Here is a 22090-nt window from a genome sequence, read left to right as displayed (position 1 = left end):
TTTCTTTGGCGCTAGTGCGGGGTACCCAGGCTCCAGTGGTGCGCCACCCAGCCTAAAAGTCGCTGACCATACCAGCCACTCAGCAGCAGATAAAGCCCGGCGACGCCAAGGTTCCACAGCAATATCATGGCCGTTGCGTCAAGCGGGTGGAGAATCGACAATGCAACTGCAGTCATGGCGGCGACCGCGAGACTTCCAACCATCGTGACCGGACCCGGTGCCAGTCGAGCGACGTGGCGCAGCATAATCAGCATCACGAGCGATAGGGGCGTACCGACCAATACCAGAGTAGCAAAGCATCTGGCCGTTTCGCCAGGCGACATGCCTTCCGGTCCAATCGCGACCCAGTTGGTCAGGCAACCATAGCCAATCGTAGCTACCCAGGCGAGAGTTGCCGGTGCAGGCAACAGAAGCCAACGGCGGGACCTGCCTGGCACGCTGGCAAGAAAGGCCGCTGTGGCGGCCAGAATGCCTGTTGCCACGGCTGCAGCTACACCGATGGCGAAGAGGGGCTGATGCAATTTGACTGCCAGGTCAGCACGTACCCCATGCGCGATACCAACGAAGAGCATCACAACAGCGGCAAACAATAACCAGCAGGTCGCTCTTGCCGCTGGGGGCCGCAAGCGCCGGACCGGTGTTGCATCCGAAACCAGCACTTCTATCAGGTCGGAGGTCCGAGTCATGATTTGCTACCTCGCCGCTGGAACATTTCCCGCAATCGTTTCATTGCCCGGTGAGTGGCGACCTTCAACGCTGCAACCGATGTTCCGCTTGCGGCCGCAGCCTCGTGCAAAGACATTTCTTCCAGCTTGAGCATGCGCATCGCGTCGCGCTGTCCGACAGGCAATTGCTCGATAGCTTCCCTCACCAGACGGGCATTCACGGCCTCTTCCTGTAAGTTCGCTTCATCAGCAGCAAAGGTTTCAAGCCCATTTTCCACGGAAGATTCATGTGAGCAAACGCGTCCCCGCCGACGCAGACCGTCGACGATGCGTCTGTTTGCAATGGCGACCAGCCACGGCCCGAACGGACGGGAAGGGTCATACGTGTCGCGGACCGAGTGCACGGTGAGCAGCACATCCTGAACCGTGTCCTCAATGTCATCGGCATTCCGGATGTGCCGTGCCGCGAGCGCACGAAGATAGGGGGTTATATCCTGGAGCAGCCGACGATAGGCTTCCTGGTCGCCGGTTTGCGCGCTGGCCATGGTGATGGACCAGTCCAGTTTTCCGTCAGCACGGCTGGCAACCGGCGCGGCCTGACCGACCGGCGTGAACGACTCCAGGTCCTCTCTCTCGGAACCTGGAACCGGACTGGGTGGATGTGGATGCCGGGGCATGTGGAAATTTTGTGGCGTGGACGACTGTTTGTCACGCAGAAAAAGTTTGCTCGGACCGTAACCTTTTGCGGCTGCCGGCCGAACTTCCTTACACGGCCGGAATGCCGGGCCGCAACTCTCAGGAGGAAGCGTGATGAACAAACATGTTATGGCCGCCTCGACCTTGTCGTCGGCAATCGGTTTGGCACTTGCCATGCAGGTAGTACCGGTCCAGGCCCAGACCATGAAGGATATGAGCGGAATGCCGCAAGTTGTGAAGGACAACATGGCCCGGATGGAAGCGAACAAACTGGAGAAGTGCTACGGCATCAATGCCGTATCGAAAAATGACTGCGCGGAGGGAGCGCATTCCTGCGCAGGGCAAGCCACCCAGGCACGCGACGCGAAATCATTCGTGCTGCTTCCCGCGGGGGATTGCAGCAAAATCCAGGGCGGCAAGCTGAAGCCTTCCTGAGCGGACGGAGGAGTTCATGGATGCCGCTTCTGCTGCGTCGCAATCCGCGCATGGCCTGATTCCGGCATGCGCCGGGGTTGGGCTGCGCTTCCGACATCATCGTGAGGTTGTCGAGGGACGTCCGCGTGCTGCCTGGTTTGAAGTCCATACGGAGAACTATATGGGCGGGGGTAGCGCGCCAGGTTACCTGGACGCCATCCGCCGCGACTACCCAATCTCGCTCCACGGCGTGGGACTTTCTTTGGGTAGCGCCGAAGCGATGGATGTCCGGCATCTGGAGCGTGTGCGCGACGTCATCAGGCGTGTTGAGCCCGGACTGGTTTCAGAACATCTGTCCTGGAGCATCAGCGGCGGCATCTATCTCGCTGACCTCTTGCCGCTCCCGATGACGGAAGAGTCTTTGACGATTGTCTGCATGCACGTCGACCAAACCCAAACCCACCTGCAGTGGCGGATTTCTTTAGAAAACCCATCGACCTACCTGCGTTTCCGCCACTCGACCATCCCGGAATGGGAATTTCTCGCCGAGGTCGCGCGGCGCACGGGGTGCGGCATCCTCTGTGACGTCAACAATATCTATGTCAGTGCCAGCAATCACGGTTGGAGTGCCATGGCCTATCTCGATGCTCTGCCGTCGGATTCGGTTACCGAGGTTCACCTGGCCGGCCACAGCGTCCGACAGCTTGACCAAGGCCAGACAATTCGCATCGACGACCATGGCTCGCGAGTCGCGCCTCCGGTGTGGGACCTGTTCGAGGAAGCCCTCAAGCGCTTTGGACCCATTCCCACGCTGATTGAATGGGACACCGATGTCCCGGCACTCGAGGTTCTGATGGAAGAAGCCGCGATTGCAGAGGCCGCTATTGAGAGGCAGCGAAATGACAATCTGTGCACCTACGCTGCTTGAGCTGCAACGCGCGGTCCGCCGGGACATGCTTGGGCTTGCCGATGGCGACGCATCTGGGTATGTGGTAGCCGACGGCCTGGCTCCGCAGGCGCGGCTCGGCATCTATCGAAATACGGCGAACAGCACGCTGCTTGCAGCACTACGGCTGACCTATCCAGCGGTGCAGGCTCTGGTTGGGTCCGAATTCTTCGAAGGCGCGGCTCGACTTTTTATTGAGCAATGCCCACCGTCGAGCGCTTTGCTGGACAGCTACGGAGAGTTGTTTCCGGAATTTCTGGCGCGGATGCCCGAAGCGGCGTCTCTTGTTTATCTACCAGATACGGCACGACTCGAATGGGCCGTGAATGAGGCCCTGCACGCGCCAGATGCAAAGCCGCTTGACCTACGGCGCCTTGAGCAACTGAATGGAGCCGACATGCAAGCCGTACGGTTTTTGCCGAGTCCTGCAGCGCGGGTACGCGAGTCGCCCTTTCCCGTCGATGCCATCTGGCACGCGGTGTTGTCCCGGGACGATAGCGCATTGGCAAACATCAATCTGGCCGCCGACCCGGTCTGGTTGTATATCCACCGAGGGCCTTCGGGTGTCGAGATGAACCGGATGGCAGAAGGGCAATGCCGGTTCACGGCTGCCTTGCTTGCGGGGCGCCCCTTGCATGATGCCCTTGTCGACGTGCCGGACGCTGAGACATCTGTCTGGCTCGCACACCTTCTTGCATCTGGGTGCTTCGTCGACATCTGCCTATCAAACGAGGCATCCAGCCAGGCAATTGGGAGGCAAGTCACATGATGCCGGAATCCCAATCCGCTCATCGTACGAGACTGACTGACCGTGTACTACGCGCCGTTGGGTGGCTGGAGCGGGTGCCGCACACGGCTCTCGTACTTCCACTGAGGCTTGCTGTCGCCACGGTCTTCTGGAACTCGGCGATGACTAAGCTGGCCGATTGGAATGCCGCGCTCCAGTTGTTCAGGGAGGACTATCGACTGCCGTTGCTTCCTCCCGAGCTTGCAGCCTACCTGGCAGTGTCCATCGAACTGACAACCCCTGTTTTACTTGTGCTCGGCCTGGCGACGCGACCCGTAGCGTTGGTCCTGCTCGGCATGACAACTGTCATCGAGGTGTTCGTGTATCCGCAAGCATGGCCTACGCACATTCAGTGGGCCGCGATGCTCCTGGTTCTGCTGTGCCGAGGCGCTGGAAAATGGTCATTGGACTACCTGTTATACAGGCGCTTTAGTAGCCGCCCAACATCAAATGTATAACGCGATGAATGCGCTTGTTCTGGAACCCCGTAGCTAGGTCTCGTCGCGTATTACAAACGGTTACAGGAGAGACTCCTTCGTTTCACCGAGCACTTTTTCCGTCGCCTACGATGGTGTATCGGACCCCCGCAGGCGGTCCGCATAACCTGAATGGACGAGCACCATGAAACGGGCATTGGTTTTAACCGCGCTGGGGGTTTGCTTAGGATTCGCATCCGGCGCGGCTTCGGCCCACGCTGATATCGGCGTCTATTTTGGCGTACCCGGCCCGGTGTACATGGCACCGCCTCCAGTCGTCTACCAACCGCCGCCGGTCGTCTACGAATCGCCGCCGGTCGTGTACGCGCCGGCACCAGCTTATGGCTACGGATATCAGGGCGAATACTGGGAGGGGCGCCGTTGGCATGACAATGGGCGGCATCGTGGCTGGTACAAGCACCACCATGAGGATGACGATGACTGATGCATCGTTGTGCCGGGCTCAGTCATAGCGTTTGTATTGTGCTGCGACGGCATGAACCCTCCCGTAGTCAGGCATGCGTTTTTCGCTAGAAGGTGTTCTTTCGCCGCAAACTTCTGCCTATGGCGAGGGCCGCCAGAGTCAGCAGACAAAACCCTGCACCCGCGTAAAAGGTTGCCGCAGCGCCCATGCTGTCCCAAAGCTCACCCGCGACGACGCTTGCAATCAGCATCGCCAGTCCGCTCATCAGATTGAAGAAGCCGAACGCGGTGCCTTTCAGGTCTGGCGGTGCTGCATGTGCAACCATCGTCGCGAGCAGGCCCTGCGTGAGCCCCATATGCAGGCCCCACAACGCGACACCCAGCAATACGACCGGCCAGTGGCTTCCGTGTGCAAGCACAACATCCGACGCAATCAGCACCACAAGGCCGATGGCGAGTAGTCCGGTGTGGCTCATCGAGTCAGCCAGTTTGCCAAAGGGATAGGCCGAGACGGAATACACCAGGTTCATTGCCACCATCACCAGCGGCACCAGCGCAATCGGTACACCGCCCTGCATCGCGCGCAGGATGAGGAATGCCTCGCTGAATCGCGCGAGCGTGAATACCGCTCCGATGAACACCACCCACCAATAAGTCCGGCTCAGCTTCTTCAGGCTTTCGAGCTTCATCGGGTTGATACGTTTCGCGTCCGAATGGTGCGCGGGTTCCTTGATGCCGAACACCAGCAACCCTACCGCGACGAGCCCCGGAATCACAGCCACCCAGAATACGAGACGAAAGTTGTCTGCCCAAAGCAGCATCAGCCCGACGGCGAGCAACGGTCCAAGAAACGCGCCGATTGTGTCGAGCGATTGTCGCAAGCCATAGGCGGCGCCACGCAGGTGGGCGGGCGTGATATCAGCTACGAGTGCGTCGCGCGGCGCACCTCGCACACCTTTGCCGATTCTGTCAGCAACGCGCGCTGTCAGGACGATGCCCGCCGTCGGCGCGAGCGCAAACAAGGGTTTGCTCAACGCGCCCATGCCGTATCCAATGACCGCTAGCCATTTCCGATTGCCGAGGTAGTCGCTCAGGGCGCCGGAAAACATTTTCACGATAGGCGTAGTCGCTTCGGCGACGCCTTCAATCAGGCCAACCATCATCGCGCTCGCACCCAGGCCAGTTACCAGGAACATCGGCAAAAGGCTGTGAATGATTTCCGACGAGATGTCCATGAACATGCTGACAAAGCCGAGCATCCAGATACCACGTGGGATTTGGCTAAGCGTGCCGGCGCGCGGCGTGGAATTGGTCTGCATCTTTTCTCGATTCCAGGGTTGTCGGGTTCAACAGCTGTACAGCCCTGCGCGGGTGTGGCGCCATCATAAAACCGTGCCAATGACAGGGCGATGTTCTACACGAACTCAACGCCTCTGGGATGCTTTCCGAAGTTGCCTCTCGCGCTTGTACACATAAAGGGCTGGCAGCAGGTTCGTACTGAGCAAGCCGCTCCAGATTAGCCCACCCAATGTAACGATTGCGAGTCCCTGTTCAGGGGCGGCACCTTTGCCGAAACCGAGTGCCGTCGGCAGCAGGCCCAGTGAGGCTGTCAGCACAGTCAGGAGAATCGGCCGGAATCGCACGTCAACAGCGTCACGCACGGCATCGACTACGGACAGTCCCTGTGCCTCGTTTCGCTTCACTAGTTGCAGCAACACGATACCGTGATTCAAGCTCACCCCAATCAGGGTGAGAAAAGCAATCAGGCCGATGGCATTCAGTCCAACGCCACTTACCACCAGAGCGATTGCCCCTCCCGAGAATGCCAACGGCATTTGCAACAGCAGAAGTCCAGGCACGAGGAGGCCATCGAATTGCAGCGTCAGGATGCCCAACATCAGCGCGAAAGCAACTACGGCTGCCACGCCAACGTTGAGCGCAGCATGTTCGAGTTGCGGATACAGACCGCCAAACCGCACCTCGTATCCCGCCGGTAAGGGAAGCGTCGCGAGGGCCTTCCTTGAAGCTGAAATGACCTGACCGAGCGGCGCAGTGGGTGTCGCCAGAATCTCGACCGCCCGCAGTCCGTTCAGGTGCCGTATAACGTTGGGCCCGGTCGCCATGTGGACGTACGCCACGTCTTTCAACGCGACCCACCCATTGGCCATTACGGGAAGTTGGTTGAGCTGCTCGATGGACAGATGCGTGGGGTCGGCGAGTCTCACGAACACATCCAGGTGACCATTGCCCTCTGGAACGCTAGCAACCGTTTGTCCGGCCAGCAGGATGTGCAATTGGGAAAAGAGCTGCGCCGGCGTAATGCCGTGGAGCGCGAGACCATCGGGATTGGGCGTGATTTGCAACTCCGTTACGGGATAGGCATCGTTGTTGAAGACGTCCGAGAGGTCGGATACGCCTGAGAGCCGATGCGTAACCTCGTTCGACAGTGACTGCAATGCTTCAATCGAATCGCCGTAGACGTCGATGACAAACGGTTGCGGCAGGCCGGAAAGCGTTTCGCCCACCCGTTCGAGCGTCGGTGTCCCAATGATTGTCTGGACCGCCGGGAGCTTTGAGGCCTCCAGAACCTGCTTGCCGACCTTGTCCAGACTGCTCGCGTTCACATTGGGCTTCAACGCTATCTGAATCTCGCCGGCATAAGCGGGCTCGGTGTATGACGTTCCCGAAGCAGACCCGACGCGGGAAAACACGTGCGCAACAGGCGGGAGGCTAATCAACCGCTGCGTAATGCGGTCCGAAGCGTCCTGGGCGTCATGCAATGAAGTTCCGGGCGGCAGCGTAAAGCTTTCGAGCAGTACTGCCTCGTTCGGAAGCGGCAGGAAATCGACGGGCACCAGCACAAGCCCGGCCACCGAGACCGCGAAAATGGCGACGCACGACCAGAGCGAGACGCGCGGACGACGCAGGGCAAATTCAAACAGATGCAAATTACGGCCCTTCAGCCACGCAACCGCGCGCGAACCGGACGTGGCGCGCTTCTCGACATGTGGTCCGATGAACCCCAGCACGAGCGGAATCAGGCTCAACGAAATGAGGAGCGATGCAACCAGGCTGACTGTCATCGCCACAGAGAACGGGACAAAGAACAGCCCCGCCAGGCCACCCACGAACACGAGCGGCAGGAACACCGCGACGGTCGTCATCGTCCCGGAAATGTCAGGACCGGCTATGTCGCGCAAGCCACGAGCAACCCCTTCCCACCTGCCGTCGCCAGCTTCCCAGCGATGGTAAATGCTTTCCAGTACGATGATGGCGTCGTCGGCAAGCAGGCCCACCGCGACTGAGAGGGCGCCGAACGTGAGCAGATTCAGTGTCTGCCCCATCAGGTACAGCCCAGCAATACCGAGCAGCAGCGATAACGGAATGCTCAACGCTAGCGCCCAGATGCCGCGGCTGGCGCCGAGCATCCAGAACAGCACTGCAACCGCAAGCACGGCGCCAATGGCAAGGTTCCTGGTCAGGTCAGAGGCAACCACACCAACAATATGACCCTGACTGTAGATACGCACGAAGCGTGCGCCGGCTGGCAACTGCGGCTCCAGTTCTTGCAGCGTCTTATCGACTTCGTCGACGACGGGCAGGGTCGAGGCCCCGGGTTGCTTGAAAACGACCAGAGCAATGGTCGGCCGGTTATCGAGTTTCACCGAATGGTGAAACGGGAGCGCTGACCGGAGGACCTCAGCAACAGCGCCTAGAGGCAACGTGGCGCCAGGGTTCCCAACGAGCACGCGCGCGTAGTCGGAGGGACTCGTCGGCAGGCTTCTGCCTTCCATGAATACGTCCTGATGTCCGAGGTTGACATACCCGCTCGGCACCATCGCGGTCGCCGCGTCGAGCGATGTCGTAAGCGCCGACGCAGAGACGTTGAAACGCTGCAGCTTTGCAAGGTCGGGACGCACCCATATTGCGTCTGCTCCGGGTCCGGCGACAGACACGCGTTGTACACCAGCGACCGCCCGGATACGTGGTGCGAAATTTGACTCGACGATACGCTGGATTTGCGACGCGTCCACGCCATCAGGAATCTGGATTGCGTAGTCCGCGACCTCATTTATGGCATTGCCGGAGATTTCCGTCGTCAGATTCGTACCTTTGGGTAACGAACTGTTGATGCGACCGATGACACCGTTAACGTCCTGCAGGGCGCTTGCTGGGGAAGTTCCTTCAGAAAAGCGCGCCTCAATCTTGACGGAACCTTGCCCTATGACTGTCCGCACGTCGCTCAATGACGCGAGCGACGACAGTTCGGCTTCGACCGGTCGGGCAATCAGCCCCTCCAGGTCCAACGTTGTTGCGCCCGGCAACTGCGCGACAACGCTCACTTGCGGCATATTGAACTGTGGCAACACTTCCGCGTGAATGTTCAACAGCGCGTAGATGCCATACGCAATCAGGGCTCCGTAGAGCATGACCCAGAGTAGCGGCCTCTTGACGATATCGTTGAGCATTGTTCTTCTTCGAAAGCGACGTCAATCGGCTTGCTGATAACGCGTAGCAAAGTCCTGGTGAAAGAGAAGATAGGCGTCTTGCGTCACGACGCGTTCGCCGGCCACAAGACCTTGCCTGACAGATGTCCAACCGCCGTCCGACAGGCCCGGAACGACTTGGCGTCGACGGCTGCCGCTCCGGTCACGCACGAGTACCCACCATTGCCCTGCGTCGAGAATGAGCGCGCCTGATGGGATAGCCACTTGCTTGTCGTCGGACGTGGTCAGAGAAACGGTGCCAACCGCCCCCGGGTCGAGCGTGTAGCCTGGTCCAGCTTTGAGCCAGACTTCCATCTGGCCGGGTGTGGTCAGACTGCGTGATACGCGCTGAACGACCACTTGAATCAATGCATTGTTGCTCTCTGGCAGAAAAACGCCCTTCATTCCCGGCGCAATCAAGCTGGCATTGCTCCCAAACAGGTCGGCGACTACGTAGAGGCCGGTAGTGGGCGCGATGGTTATGAGCGCCTGTCCCGCACTCACGTACTGACCATCGGCAGCGCTTACGGCCGTCACCATCCCAGCGGCCGGCGCACTAATGGTGGTGAGATTTGCGTAGCCGCGGGATGCCGCCTGCGCCGCTGCAAGTTGTTGACGCGCGGTGTCGAGTTCGGCATGTGCGCGAATGACCGCATCGCGAGTACTGAGTTGTTCCTCCAGCTTCTGTTGTTCGATAGCGGCGGCCTGGGTCGCGGCCGTCACTCGAATCTGGGCCGATGTCAGGTCCGCCGCAAGTCGTGCGGTATCAGTCGATATGGTGGGACCGGTTAGCCGTGCAATCACTTGCCCAGCCCGCACTTCTTCACCTGGAATCAGGCGCAAGCTGGAGACGACGCCGGCAGTAGGCGCGCCAAGTACGGCATTGGATGCCGCCTGCACGCGGGCCGGCGCTGAGAAGGTGGATGCAAGGCGCTTCTGGACCGCAGGCATCGTCACGACGTCCTCGGCAAACGCAGGATGGCCGGCGACGGAGCAGATGCCGATGGCCGCAATGAAGACCAGCAGGCGGACAGATGTCATGGGCGACCTATTGAAGCGGTTGGTGGTCAATCGCGCTCACACCAATCAAGGTACAGAGTTCGACTTGTTGTTGAAGGATGGAATTGGCGAGCTTTGCTGTCGCAATGCGTTGATTCAGTTGCCGGACTTCGATGTCGGCCAGCACCGGAAAAGTGACGTCGCCAGTACCATAGGCGTGACGTAACTGTTTTACCGATGCATTGAGCGCGGCTTCCGTGGACTGCGAGCTGTGAAGACTTTCAGTTAGCAAAGTCAGTTCAGAACTGATGGCGTCGACGGCGGTATATGCGTCGTCGAGCCGTTGCCCGTATTCCTGATAGAGACTCTCCCGGGTGGCCTTTTCGATGGCGATATTGCCCCGATTGCCGTTGAACAGCGGCAGGGTCACAGAAACGGTAAGTCCCGAGGTATAGATGGCCGACGTGTCGCGGCCTCTTGTGACGCCGATGTCGAGCCGTGGAAACTGTGCGAGAAGCGCTGCGCGATAGCGTTCATCCTGTTCGTCGTACCCCGCACGCAGAGCCAGCAAATCGGGGCGACGCTGCCCCAGGTCTGAAAGCGCGCGGACGACGAGGTCCTGTGGGACTTCCGATGGCTCCGGCGGAGCCGCGAGCGTCAAATGCGACCCCGGCGGGATGTCAAGCAGCCTGGCTAGGTCCTGCTCGGCCCTGAGACGTTCCTGTCGTAGCGTGCCTAGCTGCTGCACGTTGTCGTTGTGCGCTACTTCCGCCTGCAAGGCTGCGTCGCGTGTTACGTCGGAGCGTGCAAGGGCCTTTTGCAATCGTTCGGTGCCGACCTTCTGATACGCCACAAGCTGCCCGACTTCACCTTCGAGTCGCTGGAGGCTCACGTTAGTGACGTAGAGCGCATAAGCGCGGTTCGCGACCTGCCATTTCACCCATTCCAATGCGAGCTGTTGCTTCTCACTGGCTTTGGCCGCCGCTCGCTTTTTTGCAGGGCGGTCAACCAGCGCTGATACCTCGTAGCTGAGCCCGGCCATGAACGCGGGTACAAAACCCTCGGCTCCGGGGCGGTCGGTACTGAACGTCAGCGTTGGGTCTGGCAACAGGCCGTCCGCATATTCTTTGGCGGTGGCGATATCGAGTTCCCGCTCAGCGCGCCGAATGTCGGGGCTTTGCTTAAGTGCCCGCTCGACCACCTGGTCCACCGTCAGCGGAACGTCGGTAGTCGCTATGTCATAAGACCATTGCGGCGCCTCTGGAAGAGGCCTGGGTGCATACGAGGCACATCCACTTAACGCTACAGTCAGCGTCAGCTGAGCGAACCGCGCGAGCGCACTTGCACCTCTACGTCGCTGACCGGTTGCGGTAATGCGGTATTGCAACCTAGTATCGTAAGTACGATGGGTCACGATGGGTATCCGGCGCAAAAAAACGCTTCAGATACTACTGCGCGAGACTTAGTGTTGACTTAGCAAGTTGCCGCCGACCGGTGAGAGGCATGAGAATTCTGCTCGTAGAAGACGACGAAATGATTGGCGGCGCAATCGTGCAGGCGTTGAAGGACGCCGCCTATGCGGTCGACTGGGTATGCGATGCTGATTCGGCGTCAGGTGCGCTGATAGGACGCGAGCACGATGTGGTGCTCCTTGATTTGAACCTGCCGAAGCGTGATGGAATCGACGTGCTCCGTTCCTTGAGGGCAGAAGGCAGCAAGGCTCCAGTCATTATTCTCACTGCGCGCGACAGTCTTGACGACAGAATTGCCGGGCTCGACGCGGGTGCCGACGATTACCTGGTCAAGCCGTTCGAAATCGGCGAGCTGCTCGCACGCCTTAGGGCGGTCACTCGCAGACTCGGTGACCATGGCGACACGAAAATGACGAGCGGGAATCTGACTCTGGATTCAAATACACACCTCGCGGTGTATGGTCAGACAGAGTGCAGCCTGACCGGTCGCGAGTTCGCGCTGCTGAGCGCGCTGATGATGAAGCCTGGCACTGTCATGTCGAGAAGCGAACTTGAGCGAAAGGTCTATGCGTGGGAAGAGCAGGTCGAGAGCAATGCCGTGGAAGTGGTGATTCATGGTATCCGCAAGAAGCTGGGGGCGTCGGTCATTCGCAACGTACGGGGTGTGGGATGGTTGGTAGACAAGGAAAACAATCACGTTCCCTGACGTGGCAGCTGTCGGCCTGGATTGGCTGCGTGATTGGCGGGGTGGGTGTGATTGCCTGCGCGCTGTCGTTCGTGTTCGCCTACCAGGAGGCCAGAGAACTGCAGGACGGACAGCTCAAGGAAATAGCCGCGCTTATTGACAGCCGAGCGCTAGCATTTACTGGTTCTCGGCCTTCTGTCGAGAGTTCGCAGGATGCAGACCTCAAGGTCGTCATCGACAGGCTAAGCGACGAGACGACACACACACCGGCCGCAGGACTTGTGATTCCCAACTCGCTAGCAGATGGATTTCATGATTTGGACGGTAACGGCCAAAGGTGGCGCGTCCACATTCGTACGCTCCGCAGCGGCGAGCGAATCGCCGTGGCTGAGCCTTCCGCGTTGCGTGACGAAATCGCGCAGGACGGTTCGATGAGAACGCTTGTCCCCATGCTGATACTTCTCCCGGGGTTGTTCATCGTGGTCGTGGTGATTGTCAGAACCAAGCTGGCCCCTCTCACGCGTCTGGCGAATGTTGTCGACCGACAAACGGATGCGTCGCTCGAACCGCTCTCCGAGGACGGGATAGCCAATGAAGCATTGCCGTTCGTCAGGTCGATTAACCGCCTGATTGCCCGACTTAAAGAGGCCATCACCCATCAGCGCCGGTTCGTCGCGAGCGCTGCGCACGAATTGCGTTCGCCAATCGCCGCGCTGTCGCTGCAGGCGGGCAATCTTGGCGCAGCCATTACGTCGCCAGACGCCCGCGAGCGGCTTGTAGTCTTGCAGTCAGGATTGCGCCGCACGCATAGGTTGGTGGAGCAACTGCTCGAACTGGCGAGGTCTGAACAGGGAGCGCTGGAGCGACCCGTTGCGGTTTCATTGCGAGCAGTGGCAACCGATGTAATCAACGCCACGATTGGTCTCGCACGTGAGAAAGATATCGACCTTGGGTTCGAGCACTTCGATGAACTTGACACCATTATCGACGTGTCGTCAGTCACAGTGGTGCTGAGAAACCTGGTCGACAATGCGGTGCGATATACGCCGGTCGGTGGCAAGGTGGACGTGTCCGTCGTTCAGGCAGGAAGCGACGTGATGTTTGAAGTCGTCGACTCAGGCCCGGGCATTCCAGACGTGGAACTCGAGCGGGTACTGGAACCGTTCTACCGGCTGGACCATTCCGCAGCGTCGGGAAGCGGACTGGGTCTTTCCATCGTCTCGGAGATTGCTCGTCGGACCGGCGGGCGCCTCGTGCTTGAAAATACCGACGGTGGTTTCCGTGCGCGCTATTTTCAACCATTGCGGCGGAACGGTTGACGGCGTGAGGAAGCGGTCCGGCGCGCGGGTTGCCACTTACGGGCCCAGCCATTAACAGCGGTAGGCATCGAGAGTACAACCGCGCGCGACAACATTTGAAACTCACTGCCATATCTCGCGAGTTCGCGTCGTCGTTAACGCGACGTACGCTCGAATACCAAAGTAGGACAGCCGAACCTCGTAGCTGGGTCGTTCATATCCGCCGCTACGAAATCCCAAGCTTGCTCGGCATACAGCTCACTCCGTCGGGATGGTCCATGTTCGGACGGCCTTACGACGAATGCCTGGTGGTAAAAAGACTTCCTTCAATGACGTGTCAGCGCGACTGGTCAGTCTCTGACACTCGACCGAAGCGAGCGATGTATTCGTCTAAAATGGCCGCCAGAAAAATTAAAACATCATTCGCTAGATATGTCTTCACTCATTCGTATCATCGAAGAGTCCTTTCGACATAAAGCCATAATTGGATGGGACTCTTTGTAGCGACGCGAAGAACCGTTCGGATGCTTCACGACGGAGCCCGACGATTGGCAAATGAAAGTAGATGACAGGAAGGAAATCGGTGCACATCGCAATGGCTGACGAGGTAGTTATCTCACCCGTATGCATCGACCCAGGCGCGGGCCCAATCCAGCCCTGTATGTTGAGCATCTTCTTCTCTATCGAAATGACCGAGGACACCCGATGCTTCTATTAACTTGCCGCCCGTAGTGATTGTCCCGCTCGCCGCATACCGTTCCGGCTGCAAGATGCCTTCCTCTTGAAGGATTGCGTGCCCCCACACCGTGTAGCCGCTATAGCTCTCTGACTCCATCAACGTGTGACCTCGGGCGACATGCCACGAGAATCAACCCGAAGCACGTTTCCCTCGGGAGTGAGCTGCCGTGGAATCTCAGACATATCGGGCTCGATTGCGGGCGGACCCTTTTGTATGTTGCGTTGCTTCGCCACGAGCTTGGGTGCAGATATCGGCGTGCGCCGCGCGTGCACTTTCATCGCATGCGGAACGACGCGTCGACGAACCGGGAGCTTGTGCGCAGCACTGACCCTGTGTGGGGCGGCCGCACGCGCCTCTGGCGGATTCCAAACCTCGGTATACACGCCAGCCGCAAACGCGGCCGGCGCGAATGTCGCCATCAGTATGGCCAATCCAATTGTTTTCACAAACTCTCCTTCCCAGCCTGTCGTTGCAGCCACTCTTTGCAACCAACGCCCTGTCCGACGCATCCGCCATCGCACCCGGGGCAATACTGCCGGTTCCGTATGTCAGCGGCGACGCGCCAGACATTGTCGTTCGCCGGACTTGCCGTGCCAACAGCACGGCCGTTTTCATTGGCATAAAACGTCGGCTCGCCAGCTTTGCCGCGCCTGACAGCATCATCAATGGCCTCGTCGCCAAAAGCAGCGCGCAGTTTTGCCATGAACCCCGCCAGCTCGGGCATCGGATGGCCAACCTTGCGAACGCGTGCATCCATAGGTGAGCCTCCGATTAAAAGTGTCAGTTCACTGTCGCAAAATTGCGTGTACGATACTGTATAAATATACAGGTTTTCTAGTGCGCCATGTCCACCGCTACTGTTCTGGCTGAAGAGATACACCCGTCCCTGTGGCGGGCGTCCCAGCTCGCGCGCGGTCGCGGACGGGTCGTTGACACCGGCTACCCGGCGCTCTCCGCCGAGTTGCCCGGCGGCGGTTGGCCGGTCGGTGCGCTAGTGGACCTGCTGGTGCAACAGGCCGGCGTGGGTGAAATGCGGCTGCTACGCCCTGCGCTCAGCGAACTGGGCAAGCGCCCGGTTGCTATGGTGCAGCCACCGCACATTCCCAACGGGCTTGGCCTCGAGTACATCGGGTTGTCGCCAGAGCAACTGATGCAGATTCGGGCCTCGAAGACGGCGGACGCATTGTGGGCAGCAGAGCAGATTCTGCGCGCCGGCAGTTGCGGGGCATTGCTGTTCTGGGCGCAATACGTTCAGACCTCTTCGCTGCGTCGGTTGCATCTGGCCGCACAGGCCTCAGAGACGCTTTTCTTTATGGTCCGCCCGCTGGCAGCCGCACAGGACGCTTCCCCAGCGGTTTTAAGACTGGCGCTCAAACCAGAACGGGACGGTTTGACTGTCGACATCACGAAGCGACGAGGTCCAGCACGCGCAGCGCCTCTGTCCATTCCACTTCAACCTACTCCTGTCCTGTTTTCGCACCATGCGCGTATTTCTCGCCGTCCACTTATCGCGGTTGCAGCTCGAGGTCTTCCGGCCAAAGTGGCTGCCTGAGCCCGCACATGGCTGCGTGGTCCTGGACAGGGACACGGTGCTCATCGCTGACGGGGTAGCCAGGTCTGCGGGCGTGCGGGTTGGCATGAAGCGCGGCGGTGTGTTGACGCTCGCGCCGGAGGTAGAGATGTACGAGCGCGACCTCGGCCGCGAACATGCCACGCAACGCGAAGTTGCAGTGGCGCTCATGCGGTTCTCACCCGATGTCGCTGTGCTCGAAGAGGCTGTCGTCGTGGTCGACATCGGCGCAAGCCTGCGTCTGTTTGGTGGACTGCTCGCTGTATGCCGGCAGGCGAAAGCGATACTCGAAGCCATGGGACTGACCGCGCGGATAAGTGCCGCGCCCACTGGGCAAGGCGCATGGCTGCTGGCAAAACACCGGAACCGGCGCGTACTCAAGGTCGACTCGCTCGAACGGCAACTGTCCGCATTACCTCTGCTATCAGTACCGGAAGTGCGACCGTTCGCCGACTGGTTTACCGGGCTTGGCTGCGAGACCATAGCGGATGTCCGACGGCTGCCGCGCGCGGGACTGCAGCGCCGTTGCGGCGAGCACCTGCTCGATTCGCTGGACCGCGCTTTCGGTACGGCGCCCGAGCTGTTTGACTGGTTGGAACTGCCTCCAACGTTTTCTGCCCGCATTGAAATGCCCGACCGCATTGAGCACGCGGAAGCGGCGCTTTTCGGCGCGCATCGCCTTGTTGTGCAGCTTTGTGGCTGGCTTTGTGCGAAGCATCTGGCGCTTACAGGCGCGACGCTTCTGCTCGAACACGAGCGCGGCAGGCAGGCGATAGACCCTACGCCTATCGAGATTGCGCTGGGTGAGCCAACATGGCACGAGGACCATCTTGTCCGGCTCATCAAAGAGCGGCTTGCCCGCGTAGAACTGAGCGCGCCGGTCATCGCACTGCGACTTGATGCGTTGAACGTGCAACCAGCAGCGCCAGTGTCCGACACGCTCTTTCCAGAGCCCGGTGGCTCCGCAGAGGACCATGCACGTCTCGTCGAACTTCTGGTCGCAAGGCTTGGCGAAGACAACGTCCTAAAGCCCTCCCCAACGGCAGACTACCGTCCAGAGATTGCGAACCGTTGGGTGCCTGTCGCGAGTGCGTCGAAAAGCACTTTGCTTCCGCAGGGACTTCCACGGCCAACATGGCTGCTCGAGAAGCCCGTGCGCCTGCTGATGCGGAAGCACCGACCATTCTATGGCTCACCGCTACGCCTTGTGTCGCCGGGAGAACGCATCGAGAGCGGGTGGTTCGATGGCGAACTCATGACGCGTGATTATTTTGTCGCTCAGGGCGAAGACCAGAGCTGTTTCTGGATATATCGTGAGCGTGTAAGCAGCCGAGATGCAGAAGAAGAGCCGCGCTGGTTCCTCCACGGCCTTTTCGGATGACAGGCCATGGATTCCACGTTTTCCACACTACCGGCGTACGCCGAGCTGTTCTGCTTTTCCAACTTTTCTTTCCTGCATGGCGCTTCGCATGCAGAGGAACTGGCCGGGCGTGCGGCGCAACTCGGCTACTCGGGTCTGGCGATAACTGACGAATGCTCGCTTGCAGGTATCGTGCGGGCGCATGTTGCGGCCAAGGAAGTGAAGCTTCCGCTCGTCATCGGCTCCTACTTCCGGCTCGTCAATGCCGACGGCTCACCGGCGTTCGGCCTCATCCTTCTCGCCCAGAATCGCGAGGGATACGGGAACCTTTGCGAGCTGATTACGCTCGCGCGTACACGTGCACCCAAAGGCCAGTACCGGCTGACGCCCCAGGACCTGTCGCGGCCCGACAGGGAGAACAGTCACCTGCGCGGCATGCCCAACTGTCTCGCGATACTGGTGCCAGATTTTCCCGCTAAAGAGGATGCACTCAATGCGCAGCTTGAGTGGCTCGACCAGACATTTCCCGGTCGTGCGTGGTGCGGGCTCGTGCTGCATCAGCGGGCGATGGATGACATCCATCGCGGCGCCATTGAATACGTTGCCGACATGCACGGCATCCCAGTCGTCGCGCTCGGCCAGGTCGTGATGCACGTGCGCTCGCGCAAGCCATTGCAGGATACGCTCACGGCCATTCGCGTCGGCAGGCCGGTGCACGAATGCGGATATGACCTGGCGCCAAATGCGGAGCAGCATCTGCGTTCCCGGCTGCGACTCGCAAACCTTTATCCGGAGTACGCGCTCAGCGAGACGACCAACATCGTCGCGCATTGCACGTTCTCACTCGACGAGCTTCGGTACGAGTATCCCGACGAATTGGTGCCACCCGGATTTACACCGGCGGCATACCTGCGGCAGGAGACATACGTCGGCGCACAGCGACGTTTCCCTTCAGGCATCCCGCATAACGTTCAGGAGCAGATTGAGCACGAACTCGAGCTGATTGCGGACCTGCAATATGAGCCGTACTTCCTGACCGTCTATGACATCGTCCACTTTGCTCGCAGCCAGCATATCCTTTGCCAGGGCCGTGGCTCGGCTGCCAATTCTGCAGTCTGCTACTGCCTCGGCATTACCGAGGTCGACCCTGCACGTGGCAGCATGCTTTTCGAACGCTTTATCTCTAAAGAGCGTGGTGAACCGCCGGACATTGACGTCGATTTTGAGCACCAACGGCGCGAAGAAGTCATACAGTACATCTACAAAAAATACGGTCGAGACCGGGCTGCGATTGCCGCCGCCGTTTCGACGTATCGACCCCGCGGCGCTCTTCGCGAAACTGGCAAGGCGTTGGGCGTTGACCCGCAAATTGTCGATGCTGTGGCCAAGGGGCATCAATGGTTTGATGGCAAACAGGACCTTCTCAAACGCTTTACGGAGTCCGGCCTCAACGCGGAAACGCCGCTGATTCAGGCCTGGGCATCTCTCGCGTCGCAGTTGCTTGGCTTCCCGCGACATCTGTCCCAACACTCCGGCGGGTTTGTTATCAGCCGGGGAAAACTTACACGCCTCGTGCCGGTTGAGAACGCTGCGATGGTGGACAGGTCGGTCATCGAGTGGGACAAGGATGACCTCGAATCGCTGGGGCTACTCAAAATTGACGTGCTGGCACTCGGGATGCTGTCAGCAATTCGTCGCACGCTGGACCTAGTATCAGACCAGCGCGGTGAGCGCTTTGAAATGCAGGACATTCCGGCAGAGGACCCGAAGACGTACGAGATGATTTCGGCCGCGGATACCGTCGGTGTGTTTCAGATAGAGTCGCGTGCGCAGATGTCGATGCTGCCACGACTGAAGCCCCGCACGTTCTATGACCTGGTTATCGAGGTTGCGATTGTTCGCCCGGGACCAATTCAGGGTGGCGCCGTTCACCCGTATCTGCAGCGCCGACAGGGATTCGAGCCGGTGACTTACCCCAGCAAGGCGCTTGAGACCGCATTGGGCCGCACGTTGGGCGTTCCGATTTTTCAGGAACAGGTGATGCAAGTTGCCATCCTCGCAGCTGGCTTCACTGCCGGCGAGGCCGACCAGTTAAGACGTGCCATGGCCGCGTGGCGGCGGAAAGGTGGTCTGGATAAATACTACGACCGCATCGTGAACGGCATGCTCGAGCGCGGGTACGACAAGACATTCGCGGATGGCATCTTTCAGCAAATTCTCGGCTTCGGCGAGTACGGTTTTCCAGAAAGCCATGCCGCCAGCTTCGCGCTGCTGGTGTACGCAAGCAGTTGGCTAAAGCGTCACGAGCCGGAAGCATTTCTCGCTGCGATGTTGAATTCCCAGCCGATGGGTTTTTACTCGCCATCGCAACTCGTGCAGGATGCGAAGCGGCACGGAGTCCAGGTACTGCCGGTGGACGTCACGATAAGTGGCTGGGACTCATCGCTTGAGCACACAGACGGTGCCGGGAAGCCTGCCGTCAGGTTAGGTTTGTCGCTGCTCCGAGGTATGCGGGACGGAGCCGCGGAGCGTATTGAAAATGCACGAGCCGTGCGACAGTTCACGACAGTGGGCGACCTCGCGAGACGCGCTCAGTTGGACCGTCACGACCTGCAGGTGCTTGCAGCGGCGAACGCACTGTCATCTCTTGCCGGCAATCGACGCGAAGCGCTGTGGCAGTCAGTCGCTTCAGTGCCTGACAAAGACATGTTATCGGTTGCGAAGGTTGAAGACGAAACACCAGAACTGGGTGCGCCCTCCGAAGCGGAAGATATCGTCGGTGACTACCGGTCGACGGGGCTAACACTTGGACGACACCCTCTTGCGCTACTGCGCCCCCAACTGCTTGCCAACAAACTGATGCCGGCCTCAACGCTGCAGACTTATCGGAACGGTCGCCTGGCCCGTGCCTGTGGCATCGTCACCGTGCGTCAACGGCCAGAGACGGCGAAGGGCGTCATCTTTATTACCATCGAAGATGAGACCGGTAACGTCAACGTCATCATTTGGCCCAAAGTGCTTGAGCAACAGCGTAAGGAAGTCCTTGGCGCATCGTTACTTGGTGTGCTCGGTGTATGGCAGTGTGAAGGTGAAGTACGGCACCTTGTCGCGCAACGCCTCATTGATATGTCATACCTGCTCGGCGAGCTGCCGTCGGTCAGCAGGAACTTCCATTGAAGAGACGTCAAACCTCTAACTGCAGACGAATCGGCGCAAAGCAATCGACCGGTGAATATGCGACCTGTGCCGCATCCCGGGCGGAGCGAGAGTAGTGACTTGCTCCAATCCCCGCGCCTGATTGAGTCGTCGTCTCGCCCAGAAGTCGGGCCAACGTGATTGCATGAATTGCGTTATCGAATGCTTGTGTCGAAGTTGACACGGTCTTTCGCGCCACCTCTCACCAGCGGAAGGCGGAAAGGTATCTCGTTCTGGTCTTGTATTCCTTCCACCCCTTGGCTATAACAAATCGTGCAACACTACCTTCACGTCGTTGCCGACTCATAAAGTCACCAAAGGCAGACTTCCGCGCAACTCCTGGGCGCCCATCTGCCAACACCAAGCCCTCAAAACCAGCCTGGTGACGCACTTCTCTCGTTCATTACGCCGGACCCGGTCGAGGCAATCTCGCATCGAATCACCGACGACATGACTCATATTCCCGGCCAGTCGGCCGGTTCGGTAGGTCTTTACCCTCGCGCTGATGGTGGAGGGCTTTGCCATCTCGAATTTGCGGTTCGTTGTATGTCCGCAAGTCTCCTCGAGACACCGTCGATGAAGTTGTGTATTGGATGAAAGAGTACAGGCTCCCCGACCCGTTCATTTTCCGCTGCCCGCTGTTCCTGAACTGGGCTTTGCTGGCGTCGCTCTCGCGTACGTCCGCGAATCGCCCGGAGCATCAGCGCCTCCGCGGAGTGCGAATTTGTTTTGGGGCATCGTCCGTGCGGTTCGAACCGGCGTAAGTTCAACCCTGCTGGAGACCATCATGAATGACCAGGTTGAAAAGCATGACGGCGCTGCCGCGGCGGCGTCCGTCAGGAAAGTGTTAGGGATATCCGCAATCCTCGTGTCTCTTGCGACGGCGTTAGCCGCCTGCGGTGGTGGCGGCAGTGACGGCGCGGCGCCTGCGTCGGTGGCCAATAACTCTGTCACCAAGGCGGCGGTAACCAGTACTCAAATTGTCCCGCCGAACGAGACCTTCGAGGGGAAAACGTATCCTCTGTGGGAGGCGGCATTCTGGCAATGGGCCTTGGCATTGCCAGTCAATGACCCGACCCTGCCGCATCCGTTTAACGACTGTAACAATCGTCCCATCTCGGCGGGCCAAAGCGGGGATGTCTGGTTCTGGTCTGCGCCGGAGGCAACAGTAGTGTGCAACCAATCGGCGACGATTATCCCGGCTGGCAAAGCCATCTTTCTAACCACGCTCGATATCGAGGCGTCGTCGTTGGATGCCCCGCCATTCTTTGCGACTACGGCGGCGGGCCAACTGGCGATTGCCCAGCAGTTCGCTAATTACATTCAGGACCTGTTCGTCACCATCGACGGTGTCCCGGTCGCCAATGTAACGGCTTATCGGACGACGACCGGCCAGTTCACGTTTACCGCTCCTACGCCTTGGATTTTTAATACGGTCGGCGGCAGTGGCACGTCAGTGGGAGACGGTTACTTCCTGATGCTTCAGTTGCCTCCCGGTGCACATACGATTCACTATGGCGGCACGTTCAATATTCCTAAGGGCGTGCTGGGCCACAAGGCGGTGACTATCCCGATGGACGTCACGCTCCTCGTCACGATGGGCGGGTAAATCGGCCGATAACCGGGGCAGCAAGCCATGCGTTCAGAGAGGACATGCCGCCCGAGCGAGAGGCACCCCATTGAGGTGAGGACGCGCAAGCACGCCACCAGCGATGAGAGTCACCGAAATGAGCGCGCCCCTTTCCGTCTCCACTCAGTGGGTTGCTCAAGGCAGTGAGCGGGGCCGTTGCTGGCAAGTTACGGGCGGGTTGACCTGCCGAACACAAATAAGTCGGACGCGTCCTCTGCAGAGCACGTTGACTGACGAGCGACAGGAAC

19 protein-coding genes are annotated in these 22090 nt (G+C 59.5%); 11 read left to right on the top strand and 8 right to left on the bottom strand.

Translation table 11 applies throughout. The annotated features are described in order from the left end of the window. Positions 1 to 11: 11 nt before the first annotated feature. Both B9Z01_RS12620 and B9Z01_RS12615 read right to left on the bottom strand, forming a co-directional pair. Positions 12 to 686, bottom strand: a complete 675-nt coding sequence (locus B9Z01_RS12620; protein ID WP_085483347.1) for an NrsF family protein — start codon at positions 684 to 686, stop codon at positions 12 to 14. Beyond that, positions 683 to 1483, bottom strand: a complete 801-nt coding sequence (locus tag B9Z01_RS12615; protein WP_244195996.1) for a sigma-70 family RNA polymerase sigma factor — start codon at positions 1481 to 1483, stop codon at positions 683 to 685. Before B9Z01_RS12615 ends, B9Z01_RS12620 begins: the two co-directional genes overlap by 4 nt. Here B9Z01_RS12615 and bufA1 point away from each other — a divergent pair. From bufA1 to B9Z01_RS12590, 5 genes are all read left to right on the top strand, one after another. Further along, entirely contained in the window at positions 1476 to 1796 is a 321-nt protein-coding gene (gene bufA1 / locus B9Z01_RS12610; protein ID WP_085483344.1) for a BufA1 family periplasmic bufferin-type metallophore, read from the top strand. The two genes, B9Z01_RS12615 and bufA1, sit on opposite strands and share 8 nt — an antisense overlap. 16 nt (positions 1797 to 1812) lie before the next feature. Beyond that, the gene (bufB, locus tag B9Z01_RS12605; protein WP_085483342.1) at positions 1813 to 2703 is read left to right on the top strand and encodes an MNIO family bufferin maturase; all 891 of its coding nucleotides are present in this window, start codon (positions 1813 to 1815) and stop codon (positions 2701 to 2703) included. After that, positions 2675 to 3490: an HvfC/BufC N-terminal domain-containing protein gene (locus B9Z01_RS12600; protein ID WP_085483340.1), complete on the top strand. Its 816-nt coding sequence runs from the start codon at positions 2675 to 2677 to the stop codon at positions 3488 to 3490. Before bufB ends, B9Z01_RS12600 begins: the two co-directional genes overlap by 29 nt. After that, complete coding sequence (locus tag B9Z01_RS12595) at positions 3487 to 3966, top strand: DoxX family protein (RefSeq protein WP_085483338.1); 480 nt, start codon at positions 3487 to 3489, stop codon at positions 3964 to 3966. The genes B9Z01_RS12600 and B9Z01_RS12595 overlap by 4 nt, the downstream gene beginning before the upstream one ends. Positions 3967 to 4129: 163 nt before the next feature. Then, positions 4130 to 4429, top strand: coding sequence for a hypothetical protein (locus B9Z01_RS12590; protein WP_075643431.1), 300 nt, complete (start codon positions 4130 to 4132; stop codon positions 4427 to 4429). 85 nt (positions 4430 to 4514) lie between these two features. Here B9Z01_RS12590 and B9Z01_RS12585 read toward each other — a convergent pair whose 3' ends face one another. The 4 genes from B9Z01_RS12585 to B9Z01_RS12570 all read right to left on the bottom strand — a co-directional run bounded on the left by B9Z01_RS12585 (position 4515) and on the right by B9Z01_RS12570 (position 11103). Continuing rightward, on the bottom strand, positions 4515 to 5726 hold the full coding sequence (locus B9Z01_RS12585; RefSeq protein WP_085483336.1) for an MFS transporter: 1212 nt from the start codon (positions 5724 to 5726) through the stop codon (positions 4515 to 4517). Positions 5727 to 5831: 105 nt separating this feature from the next. Then, complete coding sequence (locus tag B9Z01_RS12580; RefSeq protein WP_085483334.1) at positions 5832 to 8876, bottom strand: efflux RND transporter permease subunit; 3045 nt, start codon at positions 8874 to 8876, stop codon at positions 5832 to 5834. A gap of 21 nt (positions 8877 to 8897) precedes the next feature. After that, positions 8898 to 9965 carry an efflux RND transporter periplasmic adaptor subunit gene (locus B9Z01_RS12575; RefSeq protein ID WP_143808904.1) on the bottom strand — a complete coding sequence of 356 codons (1068 nt, stop codon included), beginning with the start codon at positions 9963 to 9965 and terminating at the stop codon, positions 8898 to 8900. Continuing rightward, on the bottom strand, positions 9943 to 11103 hold the full coding sequence (locus tag B9Z01_RS12570) for a TolC family protein (protein ID WP_085483331.1): 1161 nt from the start codon (positions 11101 to 11103) through the stop codon (positions 9943 to 9945). The genes B9Z01_RS12575 and B9Z01_RS12570 overlap by 23 nt, the downstream gene beginning before the upstream one ends. Before the next feature lie 293 nt (positions 11104 to 11396). Here B9Z01_RS12570 and B9Z01_RS12565 point away from each other — a divergent pair, with 293 nt between their 5' ends. Together B9Z01_RS12565 and B9Z01_RS12560 are read left to right on the top strand one after the other, a co-directional pair. Continuing rightward, positions 11397 to 12071 carry a response regulator gene (locus tag B9Z01_RS12565; RefSeq protein WP_064265614.1) on the top strand — a complete coding sequence of 225 codons (675 nt, stop codon included), beginning with the start codon at positions 11397 to 11399 and terminating at the stop codon, positions 12069 to 12071. Positions 12072 to 12100: 29 nt separating this feature from the next. Beyond that, complete coding sequence (locus tag B9Z01_RS12560; protein WP_242665715.1) at positions 12101 to 13369, top strand: ATP-binding protein; 1269 nt, start codon at positions 12101 to 12103, stop codon at positions 13367 to 13369. Between the two features lie 595 nt (positions 13370 to 13964). Here the strand turns inward: B9Z01_RS12560 and B9Z01_RS36190 are convergent. Both B9Z01_RS36190 and B9Z01_RS12545 read right to left on the bottom strand, forming a co-directional pair. After that, positions 13965 to 14183 (bottom strand): hypothetical protein, encoded by a 219-nt coding sequence (locus B9Z01_RS36190; protein WP_064265612.1) that lies wholly within the window; start codon positions 14181 to 14183, stop codon positions 13965 to 13967. 346 nt (positions 14184 to 14529) lie between these two features. Further along, positions 14530 to 14844 (bottom strand): hypothetical protein, encoded by a 315-nt coding sequence (locus tag B9Z01_RS12545; RefSeq protein WP_064265611.1) that lies wholly within the window; start codon positions 14842 to 14844, stop codon positions 14530 to 14532. 87 nt (positions 14845 to 14931) lie between these two features. Between B9Z01_RS12545 and imuA the strand changes: the two genes are divergently transcribed. The 4 genes from imuA to B9Z01_RS12525 all read left to right on the top strand — a co-directional run bounded on the left by imuA (position 14932) and on the right by B9Z01_RS12525 (position 21821). Continuing rightward, a complete protein-coding gene (gene imuA, locus B9Z01_RS12540) occupies positions 14932 to 15639 on the top strand; it encodes a translesion DNA synthesis-associated protein ImuA (protein ID WP_064265610.1) in 708 nt (235 codons plus the stop codon). Next, the gene (locus B9Z01_RS12535; protein WP_208625967.1) at positions 15569 to 17038 is read left to right on the top strand and encodes a Y-family DNA polymerase; all 1470 of its coding nucleotides are present in this window, start codon (positions 15569 to 15571) and stop codon (positions 17036 to 17038) included. Before imuA ends, B9Z01_RS12535 begins: the two co-directional genes overlap by 71 nt. A 6-nt stretch (positions 17039 to 17044) precedes the next feature. Next, complete coding sequence (locus tag B9Z01_RS12530; protein ID WP_085483328.1) at positions 17045 to 20194, top strand: error-prone DNA polymerase; 3150 nt, start codon at positions 17045 to 17047, stop codon at positions 20192 to 20194. An 805-nt stretch (positions 20195 to 20999) separates the two neighbouring features. Beyond that, a complete protein-coding gene (locus B9Z01_RS12525) occupies positions 21000 to 21821 on the top strand; it encodes a hypothetical protein (RefSeq protein WP_085483326.1) in 822 nt (273 codons plus the stop codon). Positions 21822 to 22090 lie beyond the last annotated feature (269 nt).

This window comes from Paraburkholderia susongensis, from assembly GCF_900177725.1.
GTDB classification, from domain to species: Bacteria; Pseudomonadota; Gammaproteobacteria; order Burkholderiales; family Burkholderiaceae; genus Paraburkholderia; species Paraburkholderia susongensis.
Note: the sequence above shows the minus strand (reverse complement) of the source record. Positions and strands in the feature narration are given on the sequence as shown.